Origin of the sequence: Bradyrhizobium sp. AUGA SZCCT0176 (genome assembly GCF_018130145.1) — a bacterium.
GTDB lineage: Bacteria > Pseudomonadota > Alphaproteobacteria > Rhizobiales > Xanthobacteraceae > Bradyrhizobium.
This window is the reverse complement of record NZ_JAFCMB010000008.1, coordinates 193,750-215,694: the sequence shown is the minus strand read 5'-3', so window position 1 is coordinate 215,694 and position 21,945 is coordinate 193,750. Positions and strand designations below refer to the sequence as shown.

General features: G+C 64.1%; 15 protein-coding genes. 8 read left to right on the top strand and 7 right to left on the bottom strand.

Annotated features, from left to right (window positions below; genetic code table 11):
• Window positions 1-26: 26 nt before the first annotated feature.
• Complete coding sequence (locus JQ600_RS20815) at window positions 27-3,176, bottom strand: ribonuclease E/G (RefSeq protein ID WP_212389699.1); 3,150 nt, start codon at window positions 3,174-3,176, stop codon at window positions 27-29.
• A 729-nt stretch (window positions 3,177-3,905) separates the two neighbouring features.
• Between JQ600_RS20815 and JQ600_RS20810 the strand changes: the two genes are divergently transcribed.
• From JQ600_RS20810 to JQ600_RS20790, 5 genes are all read left to right on the top strand, one after another.
• Window positions 3,906-5,234: an N-acetylmuramoyl-L-alanine amidase gene (locus JQ600_RS20810; protein ID WP_212466740.1), complete on the top strand. Its 1,329-nt coding sequence runs from the start codon at window positions 3,906-3,908 to the stop codon at window positions 5,232-5,234.
• Window positions 5,235-5,473: 239 nt separating this feature from the next.
• Window positions 5,474-7,987: a penicillin-binding protein 1A gene (locus JQ600_RS20805; protein ID WP_212261932.1), complete on the top strand. Its 2,514-nt coding sequence runs from the start codon at window positions 5,474-5,476 to the stop codon at window positions 7,985-7,987.
• A gap of 122 nt (window positions 7,988-8,109) precedes the next feature.
• Window positions 8,110-9,241 (top strand): peptide chain release factor 2 gene (prfB, locus tag JQ600_RS20800; RefSeq protein WP_212261929.1). Its coding sequence is split into 2 segments (ribosomal slippage): window positions 8,110-8,178 and window positions 8,180-9,241, totalling 1,131 coding nucleotides; the frame shifts between segments, so codons are not numbered across the junction.
• Between the two features lie 3 nt (window positions 9,242-9,244).
• On the top strand, window positions 9,245-10,117 hold the full coding sequence (locus JQ600_RS20795; protein WP_212261926.1) for an NAD(P)-dependent oxidoreductase: 873 nt from the start codon (window positions 9,245-9,247) through the stop codon (window positions 10,115-10,117).
• A 79-nt stretch (window positions 10,118-10,196) separates the two neighbouring features.
• Window positions 10,197-11,126: a DMT family transporter gene (locus JQ600_RS20790; protein ID WP_212389701.1), complete on the top strand. Its 930-nt coding sequence runs from the start codon at window positions 10,197-10,199 to the stop codon at window positions 11,124-11,126.
• Between the two features lie 7 nt (window positions 11,127-11,133).
• On the opposite strand, the gene JQ600_RS20785 is transcribed toward JQ600_RS20790, so the two are convergent.
• Together JQ600_RS20785 and JQ600_RS20780 are read right to left on the bottom strand one after the other, a co-directional pair.
• Complete coding sequence (locus JQ600_RS20785; RefSeq protein WP_312017258.1) at window positions 11,134-11,295, bottom strand: hypothetical protein; 162 nt, start codon at window positions 11,293-11,295, stop codon at window positions 11,134-11,136.
• 191 nt (window positions 11,296-11,486) lie between these two features.
• Window positions 11,487-13,634 carry a carbamoyltransferase C-terminal domain-containing protein gene (locus JQ600_RS20780; RefSeq protein ID WP_249135993.1) on the bottom strand — a complete coding sequence of 716 codons (2,148 nt, stop codon included), beginning with the start codon at window positions 13,632-13,634 and terminating at the stop codon, window positions 11,487-11,489.
• Window positions 13,635-13,794: 160 nt separating this feature from the next.
• Between JQ600_RS20780 and JQ600_RS20775 the strand changes: the two genes are divergently transcribed.
• Entirely contained in the window at window positions 13,795-15,012 is a 1,218-nt protein-coding gene (locus JQ600_RS20775) for an ABC transporter substrate-binding protein (protein WP_212389702.1), read from the top strand.
• A gap of 118 nt (window positions 15,013-15,130) precedes the next feature.
• Here the strand turns inward: JQ600_RS20775 and JQ600_RS20770 are convergent, their stop codons facing one another.
• The gene (locus JQ600_RS20770) at window positions 15,131-16,144 is read right to left on the bottom strand and encodes an AraC family transcriptional regulator (protein WP_212389703.1); all 1,014 of its coding nucleotides are present in this window, start codon (window positions 16,142-16,144) and stop codon (window positions 15,131-15,133) included.
• 281 nt (window positions 16,145-16,425) lie between these two features.
• On the opposite strand from JQ600_RS20770, the gene JQ600_RS20765 reads away from it, so the two are divergent.
• Window positions 16,426-16,875: a cupin domain-containing protein gene (locus tag JQ600_RS20765; RefSeq protein ID WP_212389704.1), complete on the top strand. Its 450-nt coding sequence runs from the start codon at window positions 16,426-16,428 to the stop codon at window positions 16,873-16,875.
• Window positions 16,876-16,912: 37 nt separating this feature from the next.
• Window positions 16,913-18,403, top strand: a complete 1,491-nt coding sequence (locus tag JQ600_RS20760; protein ID WP_212490073.1) for an NAD(P)/FAD-dependent oxidoreductase — start codon at window positions 16,913-16,915, stop codon at window positions 18,401-18,403.
• A 25-nt stretch (window positions 18,404-18,428) separates the two neighbouring features.
• On the opposite strand, the gene JQ600_RS20755 is transcribed toward JQ600_RS20760, so the two are convergent.
• From JQ600_RS20755 to JQ600_RS20745, 3 genes are all read right to left on the bottom strand, one after another.
• Window positions 18,429-19,742, bottom strand: a complete 1,314-nt coding sequence (locus JQ600_RS20755; protein WP_212389706.1) for an O-antigen ligase — start codon at window positions 19,740-19,742, stop codon at window positions 18,429-18,431.
• Window positions 19,743-19,826: 84 nt separating this feature from the next.
• Window positions 19,827-21,206 (bottom strand): glycosyltransferase family 1 protein, encoded by a 1,380-nt coding sequence (locus tag JQ600_RS20750; protein WP_212389707.1) that lies wholly within the window; start codon window positions 21,204-21,206, stop codon window positions 19,827-19,829.
• The gene (locus JQ600_RS20745; protein ID WP_212389708.1) at window positions 21,203-21,943 is read right to left on the bottom strand and encodes an ABC transporter ATP-binding protein; all 741 of its coding nucleotides are present in this window, start codon (window positions 21,941-21,943) and stop codon (window positions 21,203-21,205) included. Before JQ600_RS20745 ends, JQ600_RS20750 begins: the two co-directional genes overlap by 4 nt.
• Window positions 21,944-21,945: the final 2 nt, after the last annotated feature.

Sequence of the window (21,945 nt, the reverse complement as noted above, 5' to 3'; positions counted from 1 at the left end):
CGGTTTTTCTTTTGGGTTCAGTTCGCTTACTCGCCGCTGCCGAAACGCCGTGACCACCAGCCGGCCTTGCGCGGCGCGGCTTCGCTGGTTGCGGCAGGCGCGGGTTCAGCGGGCGCGGGAGCAGGGGCCGTTGCCGCCGGCTCCGCCTCGCTATGGCTGACGGCCGGTGCTGGCTCGGACGGGGCGCTGGTCAGGAACGAGACTTTTTCGCGCACCGTCGAACGCCGCCGCGCGGCGGCCCGGTCGGCCTCCTGTGCGGTTTCCTCGGGCGTCGGCGTCGGCGCGCTGCTGACGGTTTCGGGCGAGGCGTGCTCCGCGGGCTGCCACTGCGGTTGCGGCGGCTGCGAAACGGGCTCGGGTTCAACCAATGTCGGAGCCGGCTCAGCCGAGGGGCCGTCGAAATCGGCAACCGCGCTGGTGACTTCCGAAACCGGGGTCGGTCCGAGTTCGTCGGAGATCGATCCGGCGAGACCGTCTTCCGGTCCGCCGCCACGCCGGCGGCGTCCGCCGCGACGTCCGCGACGGCGCGGGCGCCGCTCGCCGTTTGGTCCCTGTTCGCCGCGCGCAACAGCTCCCTGTTCGTCGCCCTCGTCGTCGTCGGCTTCGGCTTCGCCGTCGTCGGCAACCGCGACCGCGCCATCAGCGCTTTCGGGTGCAACGCGCAGGGCGTCATTGTCCTCGCGCGGGGCGCCGCCTTCACGCGGCTCACCACGGCCGCGGCGGCGCCGGCGCCGCTTGCGGCGGTGGCCGTCGGCTTCGCTTTCACCGGCGACTTCTTCGCCGCCTGCGGCTTCCTCGGTCAGACCTTCGGTCTCTTCGGTCTCGACTTCACCTTCGATGTCGAACGGCTCTTCGTCGTCATAGGCTTCCTCGACCTGGGACGGGGAGGCCGCGGCCTGCGCTGCGAGCAAGGCCTTGGCTGCTTCCAGCGTGTGCACCTGTTCGCCGCGATCGATGATGAACGATTGCTGGCCGGCCACGGTGGGATCGGCGACCACCGCAAGCGTGACCTTGAAGGCGTTTTCGAGATCGCGCAGATGTCCGCGCTTGTGGTTGAGGACGTAGAGCGCGACGTCGGTGCGGGTGCGCACCACCAGATTGTGGGTCGCGCCCTTCATCAGAATTTCTTCGATGCCGCGCAGCAATTGCAGTGCCACCGACGACACCGAGCGGACATGGCCGCTGCCGCCGCAATGTGCGCAGGGCTCGGTCGAACTCTCCAGCACGCTGGCGCGGATGCGCTGGCGTGACATTTCCAACAGGCCGAAATGCGAGATGCGGCCGACCTGGATGCGGGCGCGGTCCTGCCGCAGGCAGTCGCTCAACTTGCGCTCGACCGCGCGGTTGTTGCGCTTCTCGTCCATGTCGATGAAGTCGATGACGATCAGGCCTGCGAGATCGCGCAGACGCAGCTGCCGCGCGACTTCCTCGGAGGCTTCGAGGTTGGTCTTGAGCGCGGTGTCCTCGATGTGGTGCTCGCGGGTCGAACGGCCGGAGTTGACGTCGATCGAGACCAAAGCTTCGGTCTGGTTGATGACGATGTAGCCGCCCGAGCGCAATTGCACCGTCGGCGAGAACATCGCATCGAGCTGGCTCTCGACGCCCATCCTTGAGAACAGCGGCTGGCCGTCGCGATATTGCCGGACCGCCCGCACGTTCGAGGGCATCAGCATCTTCATGAAGTCGCGGGCTTCATCATAGCCGGCCTGGCCGGCGACCTGGATTTCGTCGATTTCCTTGTTGTAGAGGTCGCGCAGCGAACGCTTGATCAGCGAGCCTTCCTCGTAGACCAGCGTCGGCGCCTGCGACTTCAGCGTCATGTCGCGCACGGTTTCCCACATGCGGATCAGATATTCGAAGTCGCGCTTGATTTCGGGCTTGGTGCGCGAGGCACCGGCGGTGCGCAGGATGATGCCCATGCCCTCGGGCACGTCGAGATCCTGCACCACTTCCTTGAGCCGCGAACGGTCCTGGGCCGAGGTGATCTTGCGGCTGATGCCGCCGCCGCGCGCGGTGTTGGGCATCAACACGGCGTAACGGCCGGCCAATGACAGATAGGTGGTCAGCGCCGCGCCCTTGTTGCCGCGCTCTTCCTTGACGACCTGCACCAGCATGACCTGGCGGCGCTTGATGACTTCCTGGATCTTGTACTGGCGGCGCGGGCGGAAGGCGCGCTCCGGCACTTCCTCGAGCACATCGTCGCCACCGACGGATTCGACGACTTCCTCTTCGGCATCGTCGCCATCGTCTTCATCGTCCTGCGCTTCGTCGTCTTGCTCGTCGCCTTCCGGCGCGGGGGCACGATCCTCGTGGGAGGCGGCGGCGTATTCCTCGCCGGCATGCTCGGCGCGCGGCGCATCATCGGCATGGGCGGCGTTTTCGAGCGCGTGTTCGTCGTCGTGCCGTGCGTCATGCGCCGGCTCGTCGTGATGCGCATGATCCTCGTGGCTTTCGGCGCTGGCCGTTGTCTCTGCCGGCGCGGCGACGGCCTCAACCGGTGCCGCATCGGATTGCAATGAGGCTACCGGGGCTTCGGCCGCGGCATAATCAGGGGCGTGATCTTGGACGTGGTCTTCCTGGGGACGACCATGTTCATGCGAATGATCGTCGTGATCATGCGCAACGTGCTCATGATCGTGGCCGGCTGTATCGGCGGGATGGTGATCGGCATCATGGGCGTGGGCTTCGTCGGGGTGCGCGCCTTCATGCAAGCGCTGCGCCTCGCCTTCATAGGGCTGGGCGGCCTGCGCCGGATCGATCGCGGCGTTGTCGACGACGTCGCTCTGGACTCGCTCGCCATGGCCGCGGCGGCGGGCGTTGCGGTGGCGCGAACGGCCGCGGTGACGGTTGGAGGAGCGGTTCTCGCTCTCTTCCTCGGCCTCGCGATGGGCGCGTTCGTCGGCCTCGATCAGTGCCTGCCGGTCGGCGACCGGGATCTGGTAATAGTCGGGATGGATTTCGCTGAAGGCTAGGAAGCCGTGGCGGTTGCCGCCATATTCGATGAAGGCCGCCTGCAGCGACGGCTCTACGCGCGTGACCTTGGCGAGGTAGATATTGCCGCGCAGTTGTTTGCGCTGGGCGGTCTCGAAATCAAATTCTTCGACGCGATTGCCGCGGACCACGACGACCCGGGTCTCTTCCGGGTGGGTGGCATCGATCAACATCTTGTTGGGCATTTTGGAGCTCTTGACGGCGGCGGGCGCGGTGCAAGGCGCGCGCATATTGCGCGGCCCGGTGACGCGACGGTCCACCTGATTCGGGGGTGAGGGGAAGGCCAAAACGCAAACCTTGGCGCCGCGCCGAACGGGGACCCACCGGAACAAGGCGACGCGCGAAGCTTTCGCTTCGCATCGGCGCGATCGATCCGTGGATCCTGGTCGGCAACACAGTCTGGCGCATCAAGCGTCGGCCCGTCTGAACATGTTGGCGGCAAAATTGACCGCCTTGTCTATCGCTGAAGGCCCGGCGCGGCGCCAAAGCGCTCGCCGGCCATCGCATATCGGACCGTTTGGGGGTCCGGATAATCGGTTCTGCCGTGTTTTAAACCGTCCCTGGAGCAAGATAGTACCTTGCAAGTTAGTACCTGGGAGCGGACGCCGCTCGGGCTCGAAACCGCCACTCCGTGTCAGCCGCGCGCAGCGCTGGCTGTGGAGGGGATCGGGAAAGACGCAGGAAACTTCGGCTTCGAAGGTTCCGGCGCTGCACCGGGAGGCTGAACGCGACACAACCGGGAGTATTAGCCGTCAGCACCTCGTACATACGTGGATTGCCCGCCCGGTGCAAGGGAACTCAAGGGAAGCGTCGCAGCACGGCAACACTCATCCCTTTTCGCTTTTGGGTCCTTAAGGTTCGATTAACCCTGTGGTCCTAATGCGGTAAGAGAGCTGCTCGGAGGCGTCGAATCGTTGGCTAACCGCGCAAATCACCGGGTTTTGCTGGGGCGCGGCCTGTTGTGCGCCGCAGCATTGCTGTGTGCCAATTTCATCACCCCGAGCGCGGCGCAGGGGCCTGCGCCTGGTCCCGCTGCGGCAAGTGCCCCCAGTCCAACCCCGGTCGCCGCCTCGAATTTTCCGGTCGCCTCCGATGCAAGGCTGGCCGGCGATAGCAAACAAACCCGCTTCGTCCTCGATCTCGACAGGCCGATCCAGTTTCGCGCCTTTGCGCTGGCCGATCCCTATCGCGTGGTCGTTGATATTCCCCAGGTCAGCTTCAAGCTGGCCGCGGGCACCGGCAGCACGGGGCGCGGGCTGGTCAAGGCGTTCCGCTATGGCCTTGTCATGCCGGGCGGTTCGCGAATCGTGTTCGACCTGACGGGACCGGCCAAGGTCGCGAAATCCTATGTGCTGGAGGCGGCCAACGACCAGCCGCCGCGGCTGGTGCTGGAGCTGGAAGAGGTAGACCGGACCGCCTTCGTGCAGTTGCTGGCGCCCGAGAATCGCCCTGAACTGAGGCCCGCGATTGCGGCGGCCAATGCCGCGGTCGGGCCGGACGATGCCGCGGCGGCGGCAAAGCCCGCACAGGCGCAGGATACCCGTCCCCTGATCGTGATCGATCCCGGTCATGGCGGCATCGACAACGGCACCCAGGCCGGCGGCGAGATGGAAAAGAATCTGGTGCTCGGATTTGGCCTCGCGCTGCGCGATCGCATCGAGAAATCGGGCAAATACCGCGTCGTCATGACCCGTACGGACGATACGTTCATTCCGTTGAACGACCGCGTGAAGGTCGCACGCACCCAGTCGGCCGCGCTGTTCGTCTCGATCCATGCCGACGCCCTGCCGCGGCGCGAGGGCGATGCCCACGGCGCCACCATCTACACCTTGTCTGACAAGGCCTCCGATGCTGAAGCCGAGCGGCTGGCCGAGGCCGAGAACAAGTCGGACGCCATTGGCGGCGTCAATCTCACCGACGAGCCGACCGAAGTGGCCGACATCCTGATCGACCTGGCGCAGCGCGAGACCCGAACGTTTTCAAACCGGTTCGCCCGCATCTTGATGGGCGAGATGAAGACCACGGTGCGGATGCACAAGCACCCGTTGAAATCTGCCGGCTTCCGCGTCTTGAAGGCGCCGGACGTGCCCTCGGTGCTGGTCGAACTCGGCTATGTCTCGAACAAGGGCGACCTCGAACTCCTGATGTCGGAGAACTGGCGGAACAAGACCGTCGGATCGATGGCGCAGGCGATTGATGCATTTTTCGCCAAACGGCTGGCAACCGCCGGGCCCGGCAAATGAAAAGCCGTATGAAAATGCTGATTAAATGCACGCGATGCCATGGAGGAAGCCCTAGTTTGGCCACAGCGGCAGCGGTATAGAAAACGACCGCAGGGTCTTCGGAATCGGCCATTATTGTCCGTCGGCCCGTTTTGGTACGCGCAACGGCCGTCCGTTGGGCGAGGGCTTGAGCGCTTGGATTTTGATGGCAAGGCAGACGCCGAAAGTCACGGCGCAAGGGTTGGAACGGAACTTCGATCATGCGCTTGCTGGTGCGGTTTTTGGGTTTCTTGTTCGCCGCCGGAACCGTGGTGTTCCTGGTTGGCGTCGCCGGCGTTGCCGGCGCGATCTGGCATTTCTCCAAGGACTTGCCGGACTATTCGCAGCTTCAGGATTATGAACCGCCCGTGATGACGCGCGTGCACGCCTCCGACGGCGCGCTGCTCGGCGAGTATTCCAAGGAGCGTCGGCTCTATCTGCCGATCCAGGCGGTGCCGAAGCTCGTCATCAACGCGTTCCTCGCGGCCGAAGACAAGAACTTCTACGAGCATGGCGGCATCGACTTCACCGGCATGGCGCGCGCGGCGGTGCTGTATGCGCAGAACTACGGTTCCAACCGCCGGCCGCAGGGTGCGTCGACCATCACCCAGCAGGTCGCAAAGAATTTCCTGTTGACCAACGAGGTCTCCTTCGCCCGCAAGATCAAGGAAGCCTTGCTGGCGATGCGCATCGAGCGCGCCTATTCGAAGGACCGCATCCTCGAACTCTATCTCAATGAAATCTATCTCGGCCTCGGCGCCTACGGCATCGCCGCGGCGTCGCTGGTCTATTTCGACAAGTCGGTGAACGAACTCACGATCTCGGAAGCCTCGTATCTGGCGGCGCTGCCGAAAGCGCCGGCGGCGCTGCATCCGGTGCGCAACCGCGACCGCGCGATCGAGCGCCGCAACTACGTCGTCGATCGTCTCGTCGAAAACGGCTGGATCAAGCAGGCCGATGCCGACAAGGCGCGCAAGGATCAGCTCCTCGTCACCAGCCGCGGTACTGGCGCGCATATCTTCGCCGGCGAATATTTCGCCGAGGAAGTCCGGCGCGACATCTTCGAACGCTACGGCGAAAAGAAGCTCTATGAAGGCGGCCTCTCGGTCCGGGCGACGCTCGACCCGAAGATGCAGGTGATGGCGCGCAAGACCATGGCGGCCGGCATGGTCAATTACGATGAGGCGCAGGGCTGGCGGGGTGCGCCAAGCAAGCTCGACATTTCCGGCGACTGGGGCGTGAAGCTGGCCGACGTCAAAGCGCTGGGCGATATCGCGCCCTGGCGGATGGCTGTGGTGCTGGAGACCAGCGACCAGTCGGCGCGGGTCGGGTTCCAGCCGGGCCGCGAGCTTGGCGGCGCCGTCGCCAAGCAACGGCAGACCGGCATCATCACGATCGATGGCGTCAAATGGGCCAAGGCGGCGTCGGGGCCGACCAAGGGCAGGACGCCGACATCGGTCGCGCAAGTGCTGGCGCCGGGCGATGTGATTTATGTCGATCCCCTGTTCGGCAAGGACGGCAATCCGGTTGAGGGGCAGTACCGGCTGCGCCAATTGCCTGAAGTGTCGGGTGCGATGGTGGCGATGGACCCATGGACCGGCCGCGTGCTGGCCATGGTCGGCGGGTTCTCGTTCGACCAAAGCCAATTCAACCGCGCGACGCAGGCCTACCGGCAGCCGGGCTCCTCGTTCAAGCCGCTGGTCTATTCGGCGGCCATGGATAATGGCTACACGCCGTCGACCGTCGTGGTCGACGCGCCGATCGAAATCGATCAGGGGCAGGGCGCCGGCGTGTGGCGCCCGGAAAACTATTCGTCCGGCAAATACAACGGTCCGGTGACGCTGCGCAACGCGCTGCGGCAATCGCTCAATACGGTGACGGTGCGGCTGGCGCAGGACATCGGCATGCCGCTGATCGGCGAATATTCACGGCGCTTCGGCGTTTACGACGAACTGCCGAACTATCTGTCCTATTCGCTCGGCGCCGGTGAAACCACGGTCATGCGCATGGTCACGGCCTATTCGATGTTCGCCAATGGCGGCCGCCGCGTGAAGCCGACCTTGATCGACCGCATCCAGGACCGTTACGGCCATACGATCTTCAAGCATGACGCGCGCGAATGCCGTGGTTGCGACGCGCCCGGCGGCTGGAAGAATCAGCCCGAACCGCAACTGGTCGACCGCCGCGAGCAGGTGCTCGATCCGATGACGGCGTATCAGATCACCTCGATGATGGAATATGTCGTGCAGGCCGGCACCGCGACGGTCGTGAAGGAAGTCGGCAAGCCGATCGCCGGCAAGACCGGAACCACCAACGACGCCAAAGATGCCTGGTTCATCGGCTTCTCGCCGGACCTCGTGGTCGGCATCTATGTCGGCTACGACAAGCCGCGCACTCTCGGCGGCAAGGCGACCGGCGGCGCGCTGGCCGCGCCGATCGCGCGCGACTTCCTCAAGCTCGCGCTCGCCGACAAGGCCGCGATCCCCTTCAAGGTGCCTGCCGGAATCAAGCTGGTTCGCGTCGATGCCAAGAGCGGCATGCGCGCAGGTCCCGGCGAAGGCGGCCGGACCATCCTGGAGGCCTTCAAGCCGGGTACCGCGCCGCCGGACAATTACTCCGTCATTGGCGTGGCGGATGCCGATGGGCGCGCCCCACAGGGATATCCGGCCGGATATCAGGGGGGATATCAGTCGCCTGACACCGGCCACATCATGCGGCCCGGCGGGCTGTACTAGGCTTGTTGGTGTGAAGAAACCGCTTGGGACCAAACCCCAGGCGGATTGCGCTTTGTGAGAGACGCCGCTACATCCCTGCGAGCATCTATAGTTAGCGGTTTGCACCGCAGATCAGAGACACCATGCGCGCCGAAGTCGAACGCCTCGTTGAAGAGATCAAGCAGTCAGTCGGGCTGCTGAGGAGGCATCTTTGACGTCGAACAGTCCACGGCACGTCTAGCCGAGCTGAACAAGCTCGCCGAAGATCCCAATCTCTGGAACGATCCGCAGAAGGCCCAGAAGCTGATGCAGGAGCGCACCTCGCTGGAGGATGCGCTGCAGGGCATCGGCAAGGTCGAGCGCGAGCTCAACGACAATGTCGAGATGATCGAACTCGGCGAAGCCGAGAACGATGCCGGTGTCGTCACCGAAGCCGAGAACGCGCTGAAGGCGCTGAAAAAGGAAGTGGCGCGCCGCGAACTCGAGGCGCTGCTGTCGGGCGAGGCCGACCGTTTCGATTCCTATCTCGAAGTCCATGCCGGCGCGGGCGGCACCGAAAGCCAGGACTGGGCCGAGATGCTGCTGCGCATGTATACGCGCTGGGCCGAGAAGCACGGCTTCAAGATCGAATATCTGGAAGAGACGCAAGGCGAAGAAGCCGGCATCAAATCCGCCACCATCCAAATCTCGGGCCACAACGCCTATGGCTGGCTCAAGACCGAGGCGGGCGTGCACCGGCTGGTGCGGATATCGCCGTATGATTCCAACGCGCGCCGTCACACCTCGTTCTCGTCGGTCGCGATCTTTCCCGTGGTCGACAACAGCATCAAGATCGACATCGCGGAGTCCGACGTGCGCACCGACACCATGCGATCGGGCGGTGCCGGTGGTCAGCACGTCAACAAGACCGAATCCGCGGTGCGGCTGACGCATATTCCGACCGGCGTCGCCGTGGTCTGTCAGGCCGGCCGCTCGCAGCACAAGAACCGCGCGCAGGCCTGGGACATGTTGCGCGCGCGGCTCTACGAAATCGAGCTGAAGAAGCGCGAGGAGCAGGCCGCCGCCGATCAGGCCGCCAAGACCGATATCGGCTGGGGCCACCAGATCCGCTCCTACGTGTTGCAGCCCTATCAGATGGTCAAGGATTTGCGCACCGGTGTGCAGACCTCGGACACGTCGGGTGTGCTCGACGGCGATCTCGACGAGTTCATGGCCGCGACGCTGGCACAGCGTGCGTTCGGCACCGGACCGGGCTCGGTCGAGGATGTGGATTAACCCATGGCCAGAGTTGCTTTCATCGGATTGGGACGGATGGGCCACGGTATGGCCGGCCGTTATCTCGACGCGGGATTCACCGTCTCGGTGTGGAATCGCAGCAAGGCCAAGGCGGAAGATCTGATCGCACGCGGCGCACGATGGGCAACGTCGCCGGAGGATGCCGCGATTGACGCCGATGCCGTCGTGACCATGGTCGCCGACGACAACGCGTCGCGCGAGGTATGGCTCACCAAGGATGGCGCCGCCGCCAATATGAAGGCCGGCGCGCTGGCGATTGAATGCTCCACGGTGTCCCACCAGCACGCGCTTCACATGGCGGGTGTGTTGGGCGCGCGTGGACTGATCTACATCGATAGTCCGGTGACCGGCCTGCCGGATGCGGCGGCCGCGGGCAAGCTGACGCTGTTGGTGGGGGCTGATCCCGCCGATCTTGAATTAGCGCGGCCCTATCTGGTGCCGCTCTCGACCACCATCCGTCATTTCGGCGCCGTCGGTTCCGGCACCGTCTACAAGCTGATCAACAATCTGATGGGCGCGATCCAGATCGCCGGCATTGCCGAGGGGCTGGCGATCGCCGAGCAGGCCGGGCTCGACATGAAGCTGGTGCTGGAAGCGATTGAGACCGGCGTCGCCGCAAGCCCGCAGGTGATCCGGCATTCCAAGCGGATGGCGGAGCGCAATTTTGCCGGTGCGACCTTCACCGCGGCATTGCGCCAGAAGGATGCAGCCTACGCGGTCGCGTTGGCCGAAAGCCTGCTGTCCGCGCCGCCGATCATGGGACGCGCGGCGGTGCAGTCCTACGACCGCGCCAAGGCCTACGCGCCCGACGACGACGAAGGCAAGATGATCGAGATCGTGTCGCGCCCGAAATAGGCGCGCCTCCGTTCGGGAATCGGGTGGGAAAGACTCGCGCGCTGGAATAGATCTGCAGCAAATGCAGATATGAGCCGCAATGACCGCTAATGATGTCAGGATCGATGCCCGCGACTGGTCGCTGCTCGGCGTGCTTTCGATCCTGTGGGGCGGCTCGTTCTTCTTCAACGGCGTGGTGCTGCGGGAATTGCCGCCGCTGACACTGGTGCTGCTGCGCGTGGCGCTGGCCTCGATCATCCTGCTGCCTTTGCTGTGGATCTATCGGATCGATTTTCCCAAAGGGGTTTCAGGCTGGAAGCCGTTCTTCGCGATCGGGCTCTTCAACAACGTATTGCCGTTCTCGCTGATCGTGGCGGGGCAGACGACTATCCCGAGCGGGCTGGCCTCGATCCTCAACGCCACCACGCCGTTGTTTACCGTTGTGGTGATGGCGACGGCCGGCGAGGAGAAGCTGCAGGCGCGGCGGATCGCCGGCGTCGTCGTGGGGCTGATCGGCGTCGTGATCCTGCGCGGCTGGAATTTTGACGGCGACGGATTTTGGAGCGGGCAGGGCATCGGCATCCTGCTCTGCCTTGCGGGCGCGTTCAGTTATGGTTTGGCGGCGCTGCTGGCGCGACGGCTGCTATCGAACTCGCCGCCGCTGGGAACGGCGACGTTCCAGTTGCTGGCCTCGAGCATCATGATGATGGTTGTCGCCGGCTTCGTCGAACGTCCCTGGCAATTGTCGATGCCAGGCGTTGCGACGTGGTTCGCGGTGATCGGTCTGGCTGTCCTGTCGACGGCGCTAGCCTATATCGTGTTCTTCCAGATCCTGCGGCGCTCCGGCGCTACCAACGTCATGCTGGTGACGCTGTTGATTCCGGTCACCGCTATCGTGCTCGGCTATTTGGTGCTGGGCGAGGAGATTTCGCTGCGCGAGATCGCGGGCGCGCTGGTGATCGGCAGCGCGCTTCTGTTGATCGACGGGCGGGTGCTCGGGTTATTTCGACGGCCGGCTGTTATCGGATAGATGGCGCTTAGCCGGTGTGTTCGGTGTATTTCTTGTAGATCCAGCGCCTTCCGTCATGACGCCGCCAGACCTGGCCGGTCAGCAACCGTCCGGTGATGGATCGCCGCGGAATGAAAATCTTCCGCAAGTGCCAGACTTCGGCCCAGGCGGGCTTCGGACTGAGGCTCAATATTCGTAACCGCTCCTGGCTTTCAACATGCATGGCGCGCGCTCACGATTTAACGAGGCTGCCGGGCGGAATATGATCGCCCGACGGCGAAGTTAACAGGGGTTGGGACGAACAAATCGTCCACTGCATGCACGATAGCGCGCGGCGGTCGTGACGCAATCGCAGTCGCTGGTTAAGCTAACCTGTCAACCTTACCGGCGGCTCTTCCACTGCGCTAACCAGCCGGAAAATCGCCCGCTGTCGCGCTCGCCGCCGTGCCAGGCGGCATAAACCGCGCCGTCATCTGCGACCAGCACGACGGCATCGAGCCCCTTGGAGCGGCGCAGCGTGTCGATGGCCTGCTGCGGCGTCTGCGCGATTGGACCGGCGACATTGAAGGACGTGTTGACGGATATCTCGACGCCGACGTGACGGCCGAGCGCCTTCAGATAAGCATGGGTGAGGGGATCGTCATCCGCATTGACGATCTGGATCCGGCCGGTGCCGTCGGCATGGATCACCGCCGGAATTTTGTCACGCGCGCCCGGCTTCGATTGCGCCGTCAGCACCATGTAATTGTAGGCGTTGTAGCCGGCATCGGAGGCGCCCGGAAGCAACTCAAAAAATTCCCGGGCAGCTTCCAGCGTTGCCATCGGCGCCAGCGGGCGGATCGCCTCGCGGTATTTGACGCGCTCGTTCAGCCGCTCGCGCGCCAGCGGATCGCAGGGGTTGGCAAGAATTGAACGGTGGCCGAGCGCGCGCGGCCCGGTCTCGGCGGCGCCCTGATACAGCGCGATCACGCCGCCCTGCGCGACCATGAACGCCATCAGGTCGGCGATGGCGTCGCGTCCATCAGCGGTCGAGAGATCGCCGATGCGCTGCGAGGCGATGTCATCGGTTTCAAGCGCGCTCGCAATGGCTTCGTTTGACGGCGGCAAGCCGCAATAGAATGCATGCGTCATCGGCGCGCCGCGCGGGGCGCCCGCCAGATGCGCGAACAGCCAGGCGGCGCCGATGGTGACGCCGGGATCGCCGGGCACCGGAGGCACCCACAGGTGTAGGCGCGCGTTGCGCTGCTGGGCGCCGGCGAACCACGCTTCATCGAAATGTTCGAGCAGGCGCATGTTGCCGATCGCGTTCAGCGCCACGCCGCCGGTGAGCACCAGCCGGCTCGCGCCCGTGATGCGCAACAGGTGATCGACGACGTGGATCATGGCATCCTCGAACACCAATTGGGTCGCGGCCGCCTTGTCGAGGCGATCCTTTGTGTCGGGACGGTGATGGATGTCCTCGACACGCAGCACCGCGTCGGGATTCCAGAGCTGCTCTGGCTTGAGCGGTGGCCCAAGGATGTCGGTGAGGGCCGTCTTGTAAGGGTTATCGAACGGGTCGCAATACCAGTTGGCCATCGCGCGGTTGAGCCTGACTTCGCCGGCTTCGCCGAAATGCAAGACGTTTCGCAGCCGCGCGTAGTACGGATTTGTCGCGCGGTTCATGTCGCCCCAGGCAGCCGCGCCCATATAACGGCCCTCGCTGGAGAGCCAGGTCCAGCCGCCCTGCGTGGAAGAGATCACGCTGTAGAACGCGCCCAGTGAATCGAACATGCTGTCGTTGCAGTACAGCCGGCGCATCTTGCCGTTCTCAGCGACATAAAGCGAGATCGACCCCTGATCGCCGGTGCCATCGAGCACCGCGACCGCAACCGGCTCGCCATCGTCGGGGAAGGGCGACGCCGCATAGGAAAACCAGGCATGGTTGTCGTGGTGCGGCAGGCAGATCAGCGGCACGCGTTCGGAAAGCCCCAGTTGTTTCGCAAGGATCTTTGGCGTGCGCGTCATCTGGTCGAGACGCCGCCCGTCGAAGCCCGCGGCTTCGGTGGTGCGCAGCAGCTTGAGGCTTTGCGGGAGTTCTTCCAGCACCGAGCGCGCCAGTGTTCCCGCCAGTGTCGGGTAGTCCCAGCTGGTCAGCCAGGCGTCGACATCGCCGATGTCGCGCCTGATCCCGCGCAAGGCTGCAACCATCGCATCAACAGAGGCGCGCGGATATTCCGTCGTGTGCTTGTTGCCGGAAAAGCGTTCTTCCTCGTTGTTGAGGATCAGGCGGGGGCCATGGGCCTGCGTCACCTCGACCAGCGCCACGCCTGAATTGTGCGTGCCGGGCGCGCCGAGGCCGGCGAGATAAACCGTTTCCCCGCGCGTCAGCTTCTCCCGCACATGCGCGATCCGCGCGTCGGTGAATTTCGAGCCGAGCTGGTGAAAGCCGGCCGCGCCAAACGTCTTCGCAGCCAGCCATCGCGCGGCTCGGAATCCGCCGGCGGCGAGCTTCGGATGTCGGGGGCCAATGCGTGTCGTCGGGTTCAATTCTAAGGAAGCCTTGCAGAGATGCGTGTCGCCGCCATGCATCAAACACAAAAGACGGCGCGCAACAATGCTGTTTCATCCTGCGGAATAAGCAGCGCCTTGCCAGCCTGCGCGCGGCTTGCGACACTTCGTCAAAACAATAAGCGCGTGGGAGAGAACGATGACGGCTCGAATCCGAACCCTGGTTGCCATGACGGCGATCGCCGCGATGACCGCGACCGCAGCCAGCGCACAGAAGAAATACGATCCGGGCGCCTCCGATACCGAAATCAAGATCGGCAACATCATGCCCTATAGCGGCCCGGCCTCCGCCTACGGCACCATCGGCAAGGCCCAGGCCGCCTATTTCAACAAGATCAACGCCGAGGGCGGCATCAACGGCCGCAAGATCAATTTCATCAGTTATGACGACGCCTACAGTCCGCCGAAGGCCGTCGAGCAGGCGCGCAAGCTGGTTGAGAGCGACGAGGTTTTGCTGGTCTTCCAGCCGCTCGGCACGCCGTCGAACTCGGCGATCCAGAAATACATGAACGCCAAGAAAGTCCCGCAGCTTTTCGTGGCGACAGGGGCCACCAAATTTGGTGACCCGCAGAATTTTCCGTGGACCATGGGCTGGCAGCCAAACTACCAGAGCGAGGGCCGGATCTACGCGGCCTACATCCTGAAGAATTATCCGAACGGCAAGATCGCGGCGATCTGGCAGAACGACGACGCCGGCCGGGATCAGATGAAGGGATTGCGCGACGGCCTCGGTGCCAAGGCCAACATGATCATCGCCGACAAATCATACGAGGTTGCCGATCCCACTATCGATTCGCAGATCGTGGCGCTGAAGGATTCCGGCGCCGACATCTTCATGACCTGGGCAGCGCCCAAGGGCGCGGCGCAGGCGATCCGCAAGGTGGCGGAACTCGGCTGGAAGCCGGTCTACCTGCTCGGCAACGTCTCGACGTCGGTGGCGACCGTGCTCAAGCCCGCCGGATTGGACAACGCCAAGGGCATTATCTCGACGGCCTATATCAAGGATCCGACCGATCCCGTGTGGAAGGACGATCCCGGCATCAAGGCGTGGGCCGCCTTCATGGACAAGTATTTTCCGGACGGCGACAAGACCAACAACAACAACGTCTATGGCTACGCGACGGCGCAGACCATGGTGCAGGTGCTGAAACAATGCGGCGACAATCTCACGCGCGAGAACGTGATGAAGCAGGCCGCCAGCCTGAAAGGCTTTACCAGCGACGTACTGCTGCCCGGCATCCAGATCAACACCGGCCCGAACGACTTCTTTCCGATCGAGCAGATGCAGCTGATGAAGTTCAACGGCGCAAGCTGGGAGCTGTTCGGCGACATCATCGCGGGTGAGGTCGGGCATTAGAGCGTTTTCGAGCGAAGTGGATGCCGGTTCGCGTGAAGAAAACGCGTCAAAACAAGAATCTAGAGCTTCGGTTCTGATTCAATCAGAACCGAAGCTCTAGGCCAGTGCCCGGATTGCTTCAACTCATCCTGCGCAGGGTCGAGGACGGCGTCTCGCCGAATTTCTTGCCGTAGGCGTGCGCCATGCGGCTGAGATGGGTAAATCCGAGATCGAACGCGATCTCCGTGATGCTCTCGCCGGGGCAGGCGCTGGTCAGGCGGGCATTGAGGTGCGCCAGCCTGATATCGAGCAGCATCTGCGAAATCGACGTGCCGAAATGGCGGCGGAAGCCGATCTGCAGCGCGCGGATGCCGATGCCGGTGATGTCGGCGAGCTGGGCCAGATCGAGCGGCTCGGCGGCGTGGGCATGCAGGCAATCCCGCGCCTGCCGCAACGGCCGTGGTAGCGTTTCGGCGCGGCCGCCGAACACCAGCATCGCTTCGCTCCGGCTGTGGCGCTGACCATGGAGGAGGGCGCCGAGCAGGGTTTCGCGCAGTTCGGCCGCAGCCAGCGGTGCCAGGCGGCGGTTTGGTCCGAGACGCTCGGCCAGATCGACGAGGTCGGCGGCCCGTGACTGCAGCTCGCGCCCGCAGGCCTGGTTGAGATTGATCGCCGGCGTAAACTCGACCGCGCCGGCCGGCTTGCCCGAAAGCGCTGCGGCCCGCTGTTCGACCAGCCGCCGGTCCACCAGAAGGATCAGCTGGGCGCAATCGCCGTCCCATGTCATCTGCGTCGGGATCGTCGGGGACAGCAGCGAAGCGCGCGTGCCCGGGCTGCTCTCGACCTCGCAGGCTGCGGTGGCTATTCGCGCCGATCCGTGCAGCGGAATCTGCAGCAGAAAGAAGCGGTCGAGACAGCCCGGATCGATCGATACCGATCCGCCATAGGCGACGTAGTTGATGGAGAACCCGTCGAAGGCGGCGCAATTGTGCAGGGCGTAGAAACCCGGCGCCGACGGGCGATTGGGCGTCAACTGATGGGGGCAGAAGATGCGTCCGATCGCCTCGGCAGCGGCATCGACATCGCCGGTCGATACGCGGTTGAACGCGGCCAGTCTGGCGTCTCGAACCTTCTCCGCAACGGCTGCGCCCATCGTCGTCACACGGCCTTCGGGTTTGTTTGAACCCTATAATATCTCCGGGACGGGTGCTTGGAAAGGCGATTTGGCAGCGGATTGTGCCCGATCGTTGCGCAGCCGGCGACAACAGCGTCACGATGATCGTGCGCCGCAGCATCGCCTGTGCGGCCAAAAGAAATCCTTCGGCGCCGATGGCGGATTCGTTTTGCGGCTAGACGGCCCGGCGGGATCGCCGCAGCCTGTGCAAACACGACGGATTGATCCGGACGGACAAATTATCCAACAGGAGGCGGCACATGACGGCGCTCGAAAAGGGTATCACCGCTGATGGCACCGGCTACGGCGGCGTGACCTGGAATATCCTCGGTCAGGTCTATTTCCCGAAGGCGGTGACCGATTCCACCTTCGCCTTCGAGACCAACAGCGACCCCGGCCAGTTCGTGCCGGTCCATATCCATCCGACCCAGGACGAATTCATCCTGGTGCAGGAAGGCGAACTCGATCTCAAGCTCGACGGCGTCTGGGTGAAGGCGAAGGCCGGCGACCTGGTGCGTCTGCCGCGCGGCATTCCGCACGGCTACTTCAACAAGTCAGACAAGCCCGCGCGTGCGCTGTTCTGGGTTTCGCCGATGCAGAAGCTCGAAGCGCTGTTCAACCGGCTGCACAATTTGACCGACCCCGCGGAGGTGGTCCGGGTTTCCGCCGAGCACGAGGTGAACTTCTTGCCGCCGGAGGCCAACGAATAGCGGCGCGAGCTTTCACCTTCACGACGGAGACAAATCCATGGTCAAGCAAAAGCTGGTCTGCATCATCGGCGCCGGCGTGTCCGGGCTTGCCGCGGCCAAGGCGTTTTCGTCGCGCGGACACCGCGTCACCATTGTCGAGCGCAGCGGCGATCTCGGCGGCGTGTGGGAGCCGGCCAGATCCTATCCCGATGTGCAGACCCAGAGCCCGAAGGAGCTTTACCGCTACACCGACAAGGCCATGCCGGCATCTTATCCGGAATGGCCGAAGGGTCCGCAGGTCCATGCCTATCTTGCCGAATACGCCCGCGATTACGGCCTCGATCGATTGATCCGCTTCAATACCGAGGTGGTGCAGATGAATGGCCGCCCGGACTCACAGCCGGGCTGGCGGCTCGACCTTCGCAGCCCCGCCGGCAGCACGCAGGAGGATTTTGACTTCGTCGCTGTTTGCATCGGGCAGTTCAACGAACCGCAGACCCTGAGGCTGGGCGGCGAGGAAGCGTTCAAGGCGCAGGGCGGGCGCATCCTGCACTCCTCGCAATACAACGATGCCGGCCTCGCCAAGGGAAAACGGGTGGTCGTGCTGGGCGGTTCGAAATCGGCCACCGACATCGCCGTCAACGCGGTCAATTCCGGCGCCAGCGACGTCACGCTGGTGTACCGCGAACCGGTGTGGCGGATTCCCTACTTCATCGGCGGCCTGATCAACTTCAAGCGCATCCTCTACATCCGCGCGCAGGAGGAGATGTTCAAGAGCTGGGGCATTGGGGCGCTGTCGCGGTTCAAGCACGCGGTGGCGAAGCCGTTTGTCTGGGCCAACTGGCGCGGCCTGGAAAGCATGCTGAAGCTGCAGCTCAAGCTGAAGAAGTGCGACATGGTTCCGAAGCAGCGCATCGAGGACGGCGTCAATTGCTCGGTGCCGATCGCCACGCCGGACTTCTTTCCGATGGTGGCCGATGGCCGGATCAAGCCCATCCGCGGCAGCTTCGACCACTATAACGGCAACAGCATCGTGATGACCGGCGGCGAGCGCGTTGCAGCCGACCTCGCTATCCTGGCCATCGGCTACAAGCTCGGCGTGCCGTTCCTGCCACCGGCGCTTCGTGACCGGCTGGTGGATGCCGACGGCCAGTACAGGCTCTACCGGCTGATTGCCAACCCGGACCTGCCAGACATGGGTTTTGTCGGCTTCAACTCCAGCTTCTGCACGGTGCTGTGCGCCGATCTGGCGGCGAACTGGCTGGTTCGCTACGCCGACGGCCAGCTTGCGCAGCAGCCGAGCCCCGCCGAGATGCGCGACAACATCGAACTGATGCTCAACTTCAAGCGCGTGGAGCGACCGGCCGCCGGCGTCTATGGCGGGCTGTGCGTGGCGCCCTACCATTTCAAGCATTTCGACGAGTTGCTGGCTGACATCGGAACAACAACACGCCGGCGCAGCGCGCTGGCGGAGAAATTTACCCCGCCGGATGCGGATGCATATGCGCGGTTTCTCGCTTCTGCACCGGACTACAAGGTCTCGGCATGAAGCGGGGAGACGGTCAGTAACCGAGCTAGGCCGCACTCCGGCTCGCAGGAGTTCCCAAAGATCGGGGGCGCCGGATGGTCGCGCGCAGCGATAGTCCGCCGGCGACGCCCACGCCGAGTACGTACATCCAGCCCTCGTGAAAATCGAACAGATGCGAGTTCAGGAGCGAGCTGACGAAGTTCTGCACGACGGTGACGAGCCCGATCCAGACCGCCAGGCCTTCACCGCGGAACAGCAGGAGATGGCTCAGCCACATCCCGTACAGCGTCATGACGCCGAGCAGTCCCCATTGCACGGCAACGTTGAGGGTCTGGTTGTGCGGATTGCTGACCACCTCGGCCGACAGCCCGGTTTGCCCGGCGGCTGCGCGCGCGAACAGCTGCCTGGTCGAGCCGGTGCCGTGGCCGAACAGCGGAGCATCGGCAAAGAAGCCGAGCGACTTGCGCCAATAGTGCAATCGTTGCGCCGTCGACACCACGGTGTTGGTTTCATAGCCCTGATACTCGGTCGCGATGTCGGCGATGCGCTGCCGCAGGTAGGGCGAGGTCGACCAGACGATGGCGGCGGCAACGATGGCCGCCGCAAACAGCGCCGGCATGGTGCGCCGGCTCAGATGCAGCGCGGTGAACAGCACCAGCAGCACCGGCATGTACACCAGCGCCGTCCGCGCCGAGGCCACGAACATCATGTTCGCAACGAACGCCACCGACAGCACCAGCCAGCCGATCGCCGTGGCCAGCCGCCGCTCGCGAAGCGCGATCAGCGCCGGCAACGCCAGTGCAAACGCGCACAGCGCGAACTCCTGGCTCTGGTCGATATAGTTCTTGACCGGGACACCGTCCGAAACGGTCCGCGTGAGCTTGAACGCCGGATAGAACAGTACGATCCAGGACAGGATCATCATCAGGGTGCATGAAACGAGGAACGCTGCAAAAACCCAGCTGCCGCGCTGCGACCGCTGAAAGTGATAGAGCAGAAACGGGATCATCAACAGTTTTGCGACTGGTTTGATGCCGTGCAGGGCCGCCGACCATGTGCCATCCGTCCAGAACACGCCGAGAATGGCGAGCGCGACGAACGCGTAGGGTAGGGCGCAGGCCGGATGCGCCAGATGACGAACGAAGGCGTCCCGATCGATGGTCGGGACAAGGACGACGAGCCAGAGTACGATGAGGATGGCCGTGGCGGAGGTCGACCACGGCAACGCCGCCGCGGTCAGGGCCGCCAGGATATCGGCATTGCGGACATCGACCGCCAGACGGCGTAGCGTGCCGCGCCATCCCGCTTGGCCGGCCGGTCCGGCATGGTCGCACAGCACATTACGCTCGACGCTCGTCATCGCAGCATCCCAAGGTTCTGCAAGGTTTTCTGAAGGTCTCGTCCGGGCCGTCGCCGAAACGGCGTCGGCGTTCCCGGCAGTGTCCTATTGCGCGGCGACCAGGTACTCGACGGTTCTGGGGGGAGCGAGAAGGTCGCGGGCCTGGGTCTGGTGGCCGAAGCGTTCCACCAGTTCGCCGCGGCGCTCGCGAATTTTGCGGCGCCATTCATCCTGACAGGACAGCACCCGGGTGACGGACGCACAGATGGATTCGGTCGAGAACGGATCGAAATAGTCGGCAAGTTCGCCCGCCACTTCGCGAAACACCGGAATGTCCGAGCATAGAACGGGCGTATTGGCTGCCAGCGCTTCGATGATCGGTACGCCAAAGCCTTCGGCCAGGCTCGGCATGATCAGGCCGTGCGCATCCGATATCAGCGTGGCCTTGTCATGTTCCTCGACATAGCCCGCAAACCGGACGTTCGGCGGCGGATTGCGCATCAGGCTGGTGCCGCCGGCGTAACCGATCACGACGAGGTCGGCATGGGGCATCTTCCGGAAGGCGCGGACCACCGCGTTGAGGTTCTTTCGCGGTTCCGCCGAAACGATCACGACGAAGGTCGGTTGTCCCGGCCGTGCGGTCGAAACCGGCACCGGCACCGGCGCGAGCCGGAACGGTTCGAAGCGCGTACGCGGGTAGACCACCCGCGCCGGAAGGTAGAAGAATTGCGGCAGCAGATCGCGGAAGCGGTTCATGCTGTAGTTGGAAACGAAGGCCAACTCGTCGGCCTGATGCAGGCTGGTCATCAGGCGCGACAGGAACAGGCGCGTCGCGACGTCGCTCAGTTTCAGATCCGTGAGCGGCAGCAGGTCATGGACCACGCAGATGACCTTGGCGTTGGGGCCACGCTTGATCGCAACCCGCGTCGGCGTATCGACCAGGATGACGTCATAATCGCGGGCATCGATCTGCGGCGGTGGCAGCTGGGTCAGCGCCGAAGCATCCTGGTAGCTGTAAAATCCGGGCTCGAGCAAAAAGTCGCGAAACAGTTCGAGGTGGCGCAAATCGGTCGGGATGTATTCCAGCCCGGCGGTCTTGTTCTCGATCAGCTTGACCCGCAGGGGCAGAAGCCCGATCGCCCGCAGCAGGCACGCGCCGAATTCCCACGAGGTGCACGCGCGGATCCGGTGTTTGACCCAGTCGACCGTGCGCCGCACCGCGCTCCGCGCCACCGGCTCGTTCATGTCGGCTTCGTCGAGGAACCGGTAGAGCGCCAGCAGTTCGATCAGGCGCGAATCCGCCGGGAACAGTTGCGCGCGCCGCTGCCGGGACCGCAACTGACGATAGCGGCGCGTCGTTTCGACGAGCAGCGTCAGGTCATGGCCTTCGGCGGCGAGCGACCGGATCAGCTCGCGCGTGAAATGAAAAATGCCGCGCTTGTGGTTCGGCTCGCCGAGCGCCTCGCTGATAACCAGGATCTTCATGCTCTCTTCTCTTCCAGTTCGAATGGGCGTTCGGAATATCTGTCGAGCGGTACCGCGCGGACGATGCGCCCTTGATCGAGGTTGATGACGCTGGTGCAGGTGCGGCGCAGCAGCGCCTGGTCGTGGGACGCGATGATCACGATCGCGGCCATCGAGACCAGCTTGAGCAGCCTTTGCTCGGCCTTCGCCGAGAATTTTTCGTCGACCACGCTTAGCCATTCGTCGAGCAGCAGGATGTCGGCCGGAAACGCCGTGGCGGTGGCGAACAGCACCCGCATCAGCATGCCCGAGGAGAACATGCGCAGCGGCATGTGCCGCATGCGCGCTTCGAGCTCGGTGAACCGCCAGATCTCGTCCACAACGGCCTGCGTCGGCGTGTGTCCGCTGATCCGCAGCAGCAGGCGGATATTGTCATCAGCCACGAAATCCATGTTGGCGCCTGCGTTCAGGCCGATCAGCGGCACGACATTGCCTGAGATCTCCATGCGGCCGCGCGTCGGCGGATAGACGCCGGCAAGCAGCCGCAGCAGGGTCGATTTTCCGGAGCCGTTCGGTCCGGCGAGGCCGATGCGCGCACCGGCGGTGGCTTCGATCGAAATATTGTCGATGGCGCGGATCGTGCGCGTCTCGCTCCGCTCGTTGAGCAACCGTCCGAGCAGGCGGCGCTTGACCGAGAAGTCGTAGGCTCCATAGAGCGGATATTCGAGGCTGACGTCGTGGAGGCTGATGCTGACCATGA

What these genes read in the sequence shown, in the direction of transcription:
- JQ600_RS20760 (WP_212490073.1), top strand. Translation starts at nt 16,913, where the DNA reads ATGGTCAAGCAAAAGCTGGTCTGCATCATCGGCGCCGGCGTGTCCGGG.
- JQ600_RS20755 (WP_212389706.1), bottom strand. Translation starts at nt 19,742, where the DNA reads ATGACGAGCGTCGAGCGTAATGTGCTGTGCGACCATGCCGGACCGGCC.
- JQ600_RS20790 (WP_212389701.1), top strand. Translation starts at nt 10,197, where the DNA reads ATGACCGCTAATGATGTCAGGATCGATGCCCGCGACTGGTCGCTGCTC.
- JQ600_RS20745 (WP_212389708.1), bottom strand. Translation starts at nt 21,943, where the DNA reads ATGGTCAGCATCAGCCTCCACGACGTCAGCCTCGAATATCCGCTCTAT.
- JQ600_RS20795 (WP_212261926.1), top strand. Translation starts at nt 9,245, where the DNA reads ATGGCCAGAGTTGCTTTCATCGGATTGGGACGGATGGGCCACGGTATG.
- JQ600_RS20775 (WP_212389702.1), top strand. Translation starts at nt 13,795, where the DNA reads ATGACGGCTCGAATCCGAACCCTGGTTGCCATGACGGCGATCGCCGCG.
- JQ600_RS20750 (WP_212389707.1), bottom strand. Translation starts at nt 21,206, where the DNA reads ATGAAGATCCTGGTTATCAGCGAGGCGCTCGGCGAGCCGAACCACAAG.
- JQ600_RS20765 (WP_212389704.1), top strand. Translation starts at nt 16,426, where the DNA reads ATGACGGCGCTCGAAAAGGGTATCACCGCTGATGGCACCGGCTACGGC.
- JQ600_RS20815 (WP_212389699.1), bottom strand. Translation starts at nt 3,176, where the DNA reads ATGCCCAACAAGATGTTGATCGATGCCACCCACCCGGAAGAGACCCGG.
- JQ600_RS20805 (WP_212261932.1), top strand. Translation starts at nt 5,474, where the DNA reads ATGCGCTTGCTGGTGCGGTTTTTGGGTTTCTTGTTCGCCGCCGGAACC.
- JQ600_RS20770 (WP_212389703.1), bottom strand. Translation starts at nt 16,144, where the DNA reads ATGGGCGCAGCCGTTGCGGAGAAGGTTCGAGACGCCAGACTGGCCGCG.